The organism is Embleya sp. NPDC005971, assembly GCF_040629175.1.
Lineage (GTDB): Bacteria > Actinomycetota > Actinomycetes > Streptomycetales > Streptomycetaceae > Embleya.
Map to the genome: position 1 here is coordinate 1 of NZ_JBEXUX010000163.1, position 3,585 is coordinate 3,585.

A 3,585-nucleotide genomic window follows, 5' to 3' on the forward strand; every position below is an offset into this window, starting at 1 on the left:
AGCTGGCCGACAACGTCGCCAACGGCGCGCACACCCTCACGGTGACCGACGCCGACGGCAACAGCGGCCAGGCCCAGTTGCTGGTCCGCAAGAAGGTCGACCCGACCCAGCCCGGCGACCTGACCCAGAAGCTGGACGGCACGATCACCGCGGGCACGCTGGCCATCACCCAGCAGTCCGCCGGCATCCGACTGTCCGAGGTCGGCGTGAGCGCGCAGGACCAGACCATGACCGGCAAGCTCAACACGGTCACCGTGACCGACCTGCGCGGCGGCAACGCCGGGTGGACGCTGACCGGTTCGGTCACCGACTTCGCCACCCAGGCCGGCGAGACCATCCCCGCCGACAACTTCTCCTGGAAGCCGAAGGCCGCCAAGGCCGACGACAAGTCGAAGGGCACCCCGGTCGCGGGCAGCGCGGGCACCATCGGCTCGGGCGCCACCCTGGCCTCGGTCGCCCAGGGCGTCGGCAACACCGGTGGCACCTTCTCCGCCGACGCCGACATCGACCTGAAGGTTCCGGCCTACCAGGGCGCCGGCGACTACAGCGCGACGCTGACCCTGTCGATTTCCTGACAGTAGGCATCGGTTCATCGGCACGGGACGTCCGCCGCATTCCCTCACTGCGTGGCGGGCGTCCCGTCGCCCATTCCCGCCTGCCGAAGCCGCACACAAATCGTTGTCGCCGGATCGCGTTCCGCTGTTGACTTCGCAAACGCCCCCGGGCTCAATGGGAGGCGCTGTTTTCTGGAACAGGTTTCAGGAGTGGCATCAGCAGGAACGACCGGGTGACACCGGCGGGGTCGGGTGTCACCCCGCCGACGTCGAATCGGCGCACGGCACCGAATCGACCGTCCCGCGCCGCGCGGGTCACCGACGGCGACGGACCGGTCCCGGTGTGGTGTTCGACTGCCCGCTCCCCCGGCGGGCCAGGCAGGCATCCCGAGGAGGGACAGCACCACATGCTCAGACCAAGAACCAGGGAAAGCACTGGGTCCAGACTCCGCAACAAGCGCGTGGCCGGCGTGCTCGGTACCGCCCTCGTGGCCGGTGCCCTGGGCGTGGGCGCGGGGGCACAGTCCGCGAACGCGGCTCCTGTGACGTACAACGTGCACTGTGTACCGCCGAGCGTCGGGGGCGGCCCATTCGACTTCGACGCCCAGGTCGACCTCACGGTCGATCCGGTCAAGCCGAAGTACAACGTGGGCGACGAGGTCACCGTCACCTGGACCTGGAAGGACGCGGCGAAGAACCCTTCCTCCGTGACCGTCAACGCCGACGCGGTCAAGCCGCGGGGCAAGGTCCTGGTCTCCGGCGCGCAGGGCGGCGAGATCGCCATGGAGGGTCCGCAGAAGAACGCGCAGACCGCCGGCGGCGAGAAGTTGTGGTTGTCCGCCATGACGGGCAAGTTGAAGATCGCCAAGCCGGGCGAGCTGCACCTCTCCCCCGGCGGGTACACGAGCACCGCGAACATGTTCGGCAGTTGGGACACCCCCTGTACGCCCAACGGCACGCCGGGAGTGGGCACCACGCTCAAGGTGGACGGCGCGATCAAGCCGCCGACGGCGACGTTCGACCGCGCCATCGTGCGGCCGGGCTCGGCCATCGACGTAACCGGTGAGAACTGGCCGGTCGGCGCGAGCGGCGTCACCGTGGACCTGTGCGACCAGAGTGGCAACTCCTGTGCACCGGAAGGGGCGTCGGGCTCCACCCTCACCGTCGACGCCTCCGGAAAGCTGACCGGTCAGGTCAAGGTCGGCGCCGATGTGCCGGATGCCATTCGCCAGGTCCGGATCAGCTCGGGCAACGCCTCGGTCCTGGTGACGATCTCGGTCGCCAAGAACGCGCTGCGCCACTCCGAGCCGGTCAAGTACGGCGTGCGCTACACCCCGGCCTGGGGCAACGGCCCGGTCTTCGACTGGCAGCCCGAGGTCGCCCTGTCGGTGTCCCCCGCCAAGCCCTGGTACGAGATCGGCGACGAGGTCACCGTCGACTGGAAGTGGATCGGCTACCCGCGCAACCCCTCCAGTTGGGTGGTGGCACTCAAGGACACGGTGACGCCCAGCGGCACCGTGAAGCTCTCCGGCGCGCAGACCGGCGACGTGTCGGTCGTCGGACCCAAGGGCAACCCGGCCACTCCGGGCGGCGAGGTGCTCAAGGTCGGCGACATGAAGGGCACCTTCAAGATCGCCACGGCGGGCCGCATCGATCTGGCACCCGCCGGATACGGCTTGAAGGTCATCACCATCTCGTCGAGCGGCGTACCCATCGGCACTCCGGTGCCCTCGCACTCGATCGGGGTCGGCCAACCCGCCCAGGCGAACCTGATCGTGGATCAGAACCTGCTCAAGCCGGGTGACGTGGTCAAGCTGTCCGGGGTGAACTGGCCGACCGGCCAGGGCAACCCGCAGGTCCAGCTGTGCGCCGAGGACGGTTCGGGCTGCACCGGGTCCGCGTTCACCGCGGGCACCGGTTCGGTGGCCCAGGGCGGCGCGCTCACCGCGCAGGCCACACTCGGCGGCCAGGTGGCGCCGGGTAACTACCTGGTCAAGGTCACCGTCGGCGTCACCTCGCTGACCGCACCGATCACGATCACCACGGCGGTCGTACTGCCGCGCGCGATCACCGCCACGCCGGATCGGGGTCCTGCGGGCACGAAGGCGCACGTGACGGGGAAGAACTTCACCCCCGGCTCGGCCGTCGTGCTGGAGACCCTGGACGCCGGCCTGGTCGCGACCGGTGACACGGTGGAGGCCACCGCGGCCGCGGACGGCACGTTCGCCGTCGATCTGACGGTGAGCAAGCCCGGTACGACGCAGATCCGGGCGTACGAGAAGAACGACCGCAACAAGATGGCGCTCGCCGCGTTCACCTTCGAGGGTGGCGGCGGTCCCGGCGAGCCGCCGGGGACGTTGTCGATGGCCCAGGCCGGCACCGGCGTCGTACTCGCGGACGTCCCGTTCGCGAGCAGCGACCAGTCGATGACCGGCACGCTCAACGCGGTCACCGTCACCGACGCCCGCAAGGGCACGTTGGGTTGGCAACTCACCGGCTCCGTCTCGGACTTCAAGGCCGAGGGCGGCAACTCGCTGCCCTCCTCGGCGTTGTCCTGGACACCTCGGTGCGTGGCCGAGCCGAACTCGGCGAGCCAGGTCGTGACCGGCTCGGCGGGTACGGTCAACGGCGGGCTGCTGTGCAGCTCGGCGGCGTCCACGGACCCGGCGCACAAGACCGGTGGCGTATTCACCGCGAACGCGGGCCTGTCGCTCGCGATCCCGGCGTACCAGGCGGCCGGCACCTACACGGGAACCCTGACGCTCACCGTCTCCTGACGGCGCATCAGCCCTGCGCGGGGCGCCCATCGACACCTCCCGAGGTGCCGGTGGGCGCCCCGTTTCGCATTCCCGCGACACCCGCCCGCACAGCGTAAGTGGAACTTGTTCCACCGCTTCGAGACGACACGTGTCAGTGCAGGTCAGCGCACCGGCGAAGGCATACTCACCGGTCACATAGGCCGTTTGCGCCTCTTGACTTCGCCAGGTGAAAGCGCATCAATGTGACCCGCCCCACTTCTGTAACACGTTCC

General features: G+C 69.5%; 2 protein-coding genes. Both read left to right on the forward strand.

The genetic code is table 11. The features are described from left to right. On the forward strand, window positions 1-575 hold a 575-nt coding region (locus tag ABZ374_RS48240), incomplete at its 5' end, for a WxL domain-containing protein (protein ID WP_360325126.1). 386 nt (window positions 576-961) lie between these two features. Beyond that, the gene (locus tag ABZ374_RS48245) at window positions 962-3,331 is read left to right on the forward strand and encodes a WxL domain-containing protein (protein WP_360325128.1); all 2,370 of its coding nucleotides are present in this window, start codon (window positions 962-964) and stop codon (window positions 3,329-3,331) included. Window positions 3,332-3,585: the final 254 nt, after the last annotated feature.

What these genes read in the sequence shown, in the direction of transcription:
- ABZ374_RS48245 (WP_360325128.1), top strand. Translation starts at nt 962, where the DNA reads ATGCTCAGACCAAGAACCAGGGAAAGCACTGGGTCCAGACTCCGCAAC.